This is a genomic window from Megasphaera sp. An286, assembly GCF_002163455.1.
Lineage (GTDB): Bacteria > Bacillota > Negativicutes > Veillonellales > Megasphaeraceae > Megasphaera > Megasphaera stantonii.
Genome location: NZ_NFIY01000020.1, coordinates 44,708 through 51,976 on the forward strand (window position 1 = coordinate 44,708; position 7,269 = coordinate 51,976).

General features: G+C 53.6%; 6 protein-coding genes. 1 reads left to right on the plus strand and 5 read right to left on the minus strand.

The window, feature by feature from the left end; all coding sequences use genetic code 11:
* Positions 1 to 2: 2 nt before the first annotated feature.
* The 3 genes from B5F80_RS09290 to B5F80_RS09300 form a co-directional block, all read right to left on the minus strand.
* Positions 3 to 974, minus strand: coding sequence for a 4Fe-4S cluster-binding domain-containing protein (locus B5F80_RS09290; RefSeq protein WP_204246383.1), 972 nt, complete (start codon positions 972 to 974; stop codon positions 3 to 5).
* A gap of 222 nt (positions 975 to 1,196) precedes the next feature.
* Entirely contained in the window at positions 1,197 to 1,946 is a 750-nt protein-coding gene (locus B5F80_RS09295; RefSeq protein WP_087478548.1) for an IclR family transcriptional regulator, read from the minus strand.
* A gap of 115 nt (positions 1,947 to 2,061) precedes the next feature.
* The gene (locus tag B5F80_RS09300) at positions 2,062 to 3,126 is read right to left on the minus strand and encodes an ADP-ribosylglycohydrolase family protein (RefSeq protein WP_087478549.1); all 1,065 of its coding nucleotides are present in this window, start codon (positions 3,124 to 3,126) and stop codon (positions 2,062 to 2,064) included.
* A 345-nt stretch (positions 3,127 to 3,471) separates the two neighbouring features.
* On the opposite strand from B5F80_RS09300, the gene B5F80_RS09305 reads away from it, so the two are divergent.
* On the plus strand, positions 3,472 to 4,284 hold the full coding sequence (locus tag B5F80_RS09305; protein WP_233127944.1) for a mechanosensitive ion channel domain-containing protein: 813 nt from the start codon (positions 3,472 to 3,474) through the stop codon (positions 4,282 to 4,284).
* 63 nt (positions 4,285 to 4,347) lie between these two features.
* On the opposite strand, the gene argH is transcribed toward B5F80_RS09305, so the two are convergent.
* Complete coding sequence (argH, locus tag B5F80_RS09310) at positions 4,348 to 5,781, minus strand: argininosuccinate lyase (RefSeq protein WP_087478551.1); 1,434 nt, start codon at positions 5,779 to 5,781, stop codon at positions 4,348 to 4,350.
* A 15-nt stretch (positions 5,782 to 5,796) separates the two neighbouring features.
* Positions 5,797 to 7,029 carry an argininosuccinate synthase gene (locus B5F80_RS09315; RefSeq protein ID WP_087478552.1) on the minus strand — a complete coding sequence of 411 codons (1,233 nt, stop codon included), beginning with the start codon at positions 7,027 to 7,029 and terminating at the stop codon, positions 5,797 to 5,799.
* Positions 7,030 to 7,269: the final 240 nt, after the last annotated feature.

Genomic DNA, 7,269 nt, shown 5'->3' on the forward strand with positions numbered 1-7,269 from the left:
AATTATATAGCTGCGCAGGCCGATTTCAGAAACGGCGCGCGCCGCCGTTCTTCCCGATAGAGCCACTTCAAATCGTACGGTTCAAACACGACACGGCGGTATGCGTCTACGTCCATCATCGTTCCGTCCCAATCGGAGTGGATGTCGCCATTCTGCTTGATCAGGATATCGTACAGGATATCGTAGGTCACGCCGTCCCTTTCATCCCGTTCCACAATAGTGCTGTACGGAAGGGTCTTGTGATAGGTCAGTTCCATCCCCTTGTAATCGAAATGGAAGCCACAGCGCATACGGCAGCCGTCCAGCCCCGTATAGCGGGCGATGTACTTCAAATCGTGAAGGATCTTATCGTTCTTTTCGTCGTACAGGTTTTCCGGCGTCGTTTCCGTATAGTCGAAACGGAATTGGATTGACGCGCCGGGAATGGCATGGAATCGTTCCAAATAGGGGATTAAATCGCGGGCCGGATAGTTTTTATACAGCACGCAGTTGATTCGGAACGGCACGGCCAGGCGCCCCAGCAATTCGTCGTTCGATTCTACGACATAATGCTGCATGTGGCGCGACACGTTGATGCAGGTAATCTTGTCCTTATTGCGCTGCGTAAAGGCGATGATATCGTCTTCGGTCTGAAACTCCGACACGGGCAGCGTCGTATTGATATACACCTTGTGCGTACGGGGAATGCAGTCGAGCATATGCTGCAGCGAATCCAGGTCTGCGAAGGGCTCGCCCCCGGTAAACACAAAATCGCAGTACGGCGTGATAGCGTCCATGCGGGCAATGCTTTCGCAGATTTTTTCCGCCGAAAACCCCGTCATATCGGAATATTCTTCTTTATTAATGCAGAACGGGCAGTGATTGCGGCAGTTATACGGCACAAATACCGTCACCGTCGCCCCGCCTTCTCTTGTCTTATACGGATTCCTGACGCGAACTGCCGGCTCCGCTGCTTCATGTATCATGCTGTTCATGTCTCTTTCGCCTCAACTCTTGAGCAGTCGCCGTCAATATGCTCCCACACCGCTTTGCCGCCGTAAGAATAAAAGGATTTTCATACGGCTCAAAACAGACACACTGGCGCGGCTGCCCCCTTATCCACACTCCATTCTACCATAAAATTTCATTTCGTCCAATACATATTGCGTATTCTTTTATGGCATACATCGTATAGCAAATAATTCACATAACACATATTAGTGCAGGGCCTGGGTAATCTCAGCGGCCGTCTTCTTGACGGCCTGAATAATCTGCTCCTGCATGTCTTCCGTCACGCGGGATACCGGGCCGGACACGCTGATGGCGGCTATGATTTCGTGATTTGAAAAAATAGGCGCGGCAATGCAGGTCATGCCCAGTTCGACTTCTTCCCGCTCGATGGCGTAGCCGTTGCGCCGAATGGCTTCCAGCTCCTTCAGCAGCTCGTCCCAGTCGGTAATCGTATACTCCGTAAACTTCTTCAACTTGCATCCTGCGTACCGGCGGCAGTATGATTCGGAAAAGGCCAGCAGGCATTTTCCCGACGCCGCGCAGTAACTGGGTCGGATCGCGCCGATAGGCGGAGCCATGTCGACGGTCTGCGGCGATTTGATCTTTTCCAGGATGACGTGCTGCGGATACGGCGCGTCGGACTGGACGAAGGTCGTCATGTGGACGCTTTCCTTGCATTGAAGCGCCAGGGCCTTCGCATAGGGGTAGGCGACCTTTTGAAAGGATTCCTTTTCGCGGAACAGCATGCCCAGGGAGTACACCTGAAGGCCCAGCCAATACAGACCCGTTTCGCCGTCGCGGCGCACGAAGTCCCGCCCCTCCAGCGTATCCAGGGTCCGGCTCACAGTGCTCTTGTGCATTCCCATCTTCTTGCTGATCTGCGTAAGGCTCAGAGGCGCTTCTTCCTGTAAAAAGAGTTGAAGGATTGCCAGCGCCCGGTCAATTGATTCTATCATACGTTCCGCTCCTTCCTGCCAACAGCGTGCAGTTCCCGCCAACGCAATGATTGTTGCGTCGGCGCAGTCTTACGTTTCATTATACGTACATTGGGAAGGATGTCAATATGTACGTTTACTCGTCCGTTTCCTTAGCTTCTGCCGCCGCAGAGCCGACGCCCTGTTCGTATAATCCCTTCGCCAGCCCCTGCAGGAGATCCAGGCATTCCATGTGGGTCAGCCAGTTCTTAGGCACGTCTTTCGCGCCGTACAACGCACCGGCGATGCTGCCGCTGACGGCGCCGCACGTATCGCTGTCGCCGTCCTGATTGCAGGCCATGATGACGGCGTCCTTCAGAGAGGTCGTCTTCATGACGCAGTATAAGGACAAGGCCAGCGCTTCGTCGGCATTCCAGCCCAGGCCGAGCTTCTTCATGGACCGCACGGGGTTTCTGTCGCTCATAGCTTCGTCGACGGCTGCCTGCAAGGTCTTCCATAGTTCGACGCCGCCTTCTTCCTGCTGCAGACGCTCGAAAGCGCCAACAACGGCCTGCCCCAGCGTCTTTCCGGCGGCCAGCAGCGAAATGATGGCGCTGAACGTTCCCGCCGCTAAATAAGCCGTCGCGCCGCCGTGCGTCAGCAACGCCGCCCGGCAGCCCACGGCAAAGGCCGCGTCGGCATCGCCGGCATAAAACAATCCGACGGGCCCGGTCCGCAGGGCGGCGCTGCTCTTGCAGGCATTGGCCTTTTTCTCCTTCGTAAAGCGCAGCCCCGACGCCAGGGCAATCAAGCAGGCCTTGCCGGGGGCCCGGCGGGCAAACAGCAGCGGTTCGCCCATGAGGTCGTATCCCAACGATTCTTCATGGGCCTGCTTTTTCATCCACCGCGCATGCTCGGGCCGGATAATCCGCTCGGTCTGGGTATAATACCAGCGCATGTAAGACCGGTACAGCCCTTCCTCCGGCGCAAGGCCGTCGTGCTTAGCCCAGAGCAGTCCATCGGCCGTAAACAAGGCCAGCTGCGTATCGTCGGAAATGATGCCCCGCTTGCCGTTCGCTTCCAATTTCAATACGGTCCGCAGCCCATAAGGGCCGTATTTCTTATGAATCGTCTTCAAATCGACATATTCGATGAGATACCCTAACGCATCACCTGCCGCGCCGCCCAACATGCATCCTACAAACCGTTCCGCTCCGTCCATGGCTATACCTCCAAAAAAATCAAAAAAGACATTTACATTATCGCCATTATTAGATATAATATTAGTTTTACACATATACAGTATACCAGATACTAGCGGTCATACGCAAATGATATCTTGACATAGACAGGCATCTCACTCGTACTTGCCTATTTTCGTATGATATATACCCCCACGGGATTACAAAAATCAGGCGAATCCTGTATAATGAACCGTAACGGCGTACTGCGGCGCCGTCAAAGGACTTTTGTTTTAAGAAAGGATCAGACTATGAATACATCTACTGCTACCGCGACGGCTGCCGTCGCCCAAGACGTAAAGGAACAGGTCGCCCAGGGCGTGACCATGCTGGACCGCATTACAAATCTGCTGATTGACCGCGGGCCGGACATTCTATTTGCTATCGTCATCTTCATCATTGGCCGGTATATCGCCAAGCTGCTGAAAAACATCGCCGTGCGCATGATGACCCACGCCAACTACGACCACACCGTCATCACCTTCGTTAGCCAGATCATTTATTACGCCGTCATGGCCCTCGTCGTCCTGTCCGCCGTCAACAAGCTCGGCGTGCCGACGACGTCCTTTATCGCCGTCTTCGGCGCCTTCGGCTTAGCCGTAGGCCTGGCCCTGCAGAACAACCTGTCAAACTTCGCCTCAGGCCTGCTCATCCTCATTTTTAAGCCCTTTAAGGCCGGGGACTGGGTCAATATCGGCGGCGTCGAAGGCAGCATCAAGGCCATTCAGGTATTGAACACGGCCATCATCACCAAAGACAACAAAACCGTATTCATCCCCAACTCGCTCATTACCTCTTCCCAGGTCACGAACAGCTCCTACCTGGACGAACGGTTTATTCCCTTCCTCTTCGATATCAGCTACAATAACGACCATCACAAGGCCATCGCCGTCCTGAAGGATATATTCGCCAAAGACCCGCGCATCCTCAACAACGATACGATGGAAATCGGCATTAAAGAATTCGCCGACAACTCCGTCCGCATCGCCGCCTATCCCAAGGTGCGGCGCCAGGACGTCATCCCCACAACGTACGACATCATGTCGGCCGTAAAAGACGCCTTCGACGCTAACGGCATCGAAATCCCCTACCCGCAGCGCGTCGTATACGTACAAAAAGCGGAACAAAAAGACAACTGACATTCGCCGCACAGCAAAAAGGCCACCGCACCAAGCGATGGCCTTTTGTCATATCCTGTTTTACTATTTTAACAACTCGTACACCGAGGCTACCGTATCGTTCCACAGCGCGGCTGTTTCTCCCTCGGCGGCGATGGCTCCGCGGCCGGCTTCGCACTGGCGCTTTACCGAGGCCGGCGACGTGCCGTTATACGTGTTGCGCTGGTTTACGCACGTTTCGATGTCCAGGAAGTGGTGAATATCTTCGGCAAAGAGGGGGCTTATGGACTGCAGTTCGTCCAGCGTGAGCTGCTGCAGCACCTTTCCCTGCTCGATGCAGTAGTGGACGGCCTTGCCGACGACGGCATGGGCTTCGCGGAAGGGCAGTCCCTTTTTGGCCAAATAGTCGGCCATGTCCGTCGCATTGGAAAAATCGCTTTCCAATACGTCGCGCATATGCTGCCCGTTAACCGTCATCTTGTCGATCATGGCGGCGTAAATCGTAAGGGCAAATTTCAAGTTGTCGACGGCGTCAAACAGACCTTCCTTATCTTCCTGCATGTCTTTGTCGTAGGCCATGGGAATGCCCTTCATCATCGTCAGCACGCCCATGAGATGGCCGTAGAACCGGCCCGTCTTGCCGCGGACGAGCTCGCAGATATCGGGGTTCTTCTTCTGCGGCATAATGGAGGAGCCTGTGCAGTGGGAATCGTCCAATTCAATGAACTTGAATTCCGACGACGACCAAAGGATGAATTCTTCCGACAACCGGCTCAAGTGCATCATGAGCTGGGCCGCAAATTCCAGAAAGGCGATGATATAGTCCCGGTCGCTGACGGCGTCGAGGCTGTTGTCGTAAATCTTGCCAAAATGGAGCGTCCGGGCCACGAAGGGCTGATCCAAGGGATAGGTCGTGCCGGCCAGCGCGCCTGCGCCGAGAGGCATCATATCGGCCATATCCCAGGCGTATTTCAAATGAGCGAAATCACGGGACAGCATGGAGAAATAGGCCATCAGGTGATGACTGAACAAGATGGGCTGGGCCCGCTGCAGATGGGTATAGCCCGGCATGATGACGTCGCCGTACTTCTCCGCCGCTTTGACGATGGATTCCTGCAGCTGGATCATCAACTTCGCAATCGCGGCGATTTCCCGGCGCGCGTACATATGCGTATCCAGCGCCACCTGGTCGTTGCGGCTCCGGCCCGTATGAAGCCGTTTTCCCGCTTCGCCGATGGCGTCGGTCAGGCGCTTTTCGATATTCATATGAATATCTTCCAGCTCGACGGAAAATTCAAATTCACCCTGTTCAATCTGCTCGTAGATGGCTTTCAGCCCGGCTACGATCGCATCCTTATCTGCCGAAGAAATAATGCCCTGCCGTTCCAGCATCGTCGCGTGGGCAATGCTGCCGCAAATATCTTCCGCATACATGCGGCAGTCAAACTGGATGGAGGCGTTAAACTCTTCTACGCTTTTATCCGTGGCCTTCGTAAACCGGCCGCCCCATAATTTCATAGTACTAGTCTCTCCTTATTTTCCTGCTTTTTCTGCGTGCTGCTTCATGAGGGCCCGCATCTTGAGCGGCAGGCCGAAGAGGTTGATGAAGCCTTCCGCGTCGGTCTGATCGTATACGTCGTCTTCGCCGAAGGTGACGTATTCTTCGCTGTACAGGGAATACGGCGACGTAGAGCCGGCGCTCATGATGTTGCCCTTATAAAGTTTCAATTTAACCGTGCCTGTAACGGTTTTCTGCGTTTCGTTGACGAAAGCGTCCAGCGCTTCCCGCAGCGGCGAGAACCATTTGCCGTCGTATACGAGTTCGGCGTATTCGTTGGCGACCTTTTCTTTATAGTGATACGTATCCCGGTCTAAGCACAGGTATTCCAATTCTCTGTGCGCGTACATGATAATCGCTCCGCCGGGGTTTTCATAAATACCGCGGCTCTTCATGCCGACCAGTCTGTTTTCTACGATATCGACGATGCCGACGCCATTTTTCGCGCCGATTGCGTTGAGTTCCGTCAAGAGTTCGACGGCGCCCATCTTCTGGCCGTTGACGGCGACGGGAACGCCCTGTTCGAAATCAATCGTAACGTATTCGGGAACGTCGGGAGCTTTTTCCGGCGGCGTCGTGACCATATATACCATATCCTTCGGAGCGTTGGCCGGATTTTCCAAATCGTCGCCTTCGTGGCTCAGATGCCAGATATTCCAGTCCATGCTGTACGGATAGGGATTTTCTTCCGATTTATAATCGATGGGCACGCCGTGTTTTTCAGCGTAAACCAATTCGTCTTCACGGGATTTCATATCCCACATTCTCCAAGGAGCGATGAGCTTGATTTCCGGAGCCAAGGCCTTTACGGTCAATTCGAACCGAACCTGGTCGTTGCCCTTGCCGGTCGCACCGTGAGCGATGGCGTCGGCGCCTTCCTGCTTAGCGATTTCGACGAGCTTCTTGGAAATGAGGGGCCGGGCGAAGGACGTGCCTAACAGATATTTGCCTTCATATACGGCACCGGCTTTTACCGTCGGCCAAACATATTCTTCCAGGAATTCCTTTTTAATATCCATGATGTATACTTTGGAAGCGCCGGAAGCGTAGGCTTTCTTTTCGATGGCTTCAAAGTCGTCGGGCTGACCTACGTCAGCGCAGGCCGCGATGACTTCCGCGCCGGCATAATTTTCTTTCAGCCAGGGAATAATAACGGACGTATCCAAACCGCCGGAATAGGCTAAGACAATTTTTTTGATTTCACTCATGATAACTTCCTCCTCTATGCAACATACATGCTGTAACTGGTATTCTTGTCTACGGGTGTTAGTATACACCTATTTGAAATAATATGCAAGTATATTGCATAAATTTTTGTGAGATATTTAAAAAAAGAGCCGCAAGCCAATGCTTGCAGCTCTTTCTATGTCTTAATCTGCCCGTAATCTTACGGCGAATTACGCTTCGATTTCAGATACGACGCCTGCGCCTACCGTACGGCCGCCTTC

What these genes read in the sequence shown, in the direction of transcription:
- B5F80_RS09290 (WP_204246383.1), bottom strand. Translation starts at nt 974, where the DNA reads ATGAACAGCATGATACATGAAGCAGCGGAGCCGGCAGTTCGCGTCAGG.
- B5F80_RS09295 (WP_087478548.1), bottom strand. Translation starts at nt 1,946, where the DNA reads ATGATAGAATCAATTGACCGGGCGCTGGCAATCCTTCAACTCTTTTTA.
- B5F80_RS09300 (WP_087478549.1), bottom strand. Translation starts at nt 3,126, where the DNA reads ATGGACGGAGCGGAACGGTTTGTAGGATGCATGTTGGGCGGCGCGGCA.
- B5F80_RS09305 (WP_233127944.1), top strand. Translation starts at nt 3,472, where the DNA reads ATGCTGGACCGCATTACAAATCTGCTGATTGACCGCGGGCCGGACATT.
- argH (WP_087478551.1), bottom strand. Translation starts at nt 5,781, where the DNA reads ATGAAATTATGGGGCGGCCGGTTTACGAAGGCCACGGATAAAAGCGTA.
- B5F80_RS09315 (WP_087478552.1), bottom strand. Translation starts at nt 7,029, where the DNA reads ATGAGTGAAATCAAAAAAATTGTCTTAGCCTATTCCGGCGGTTTGGAT.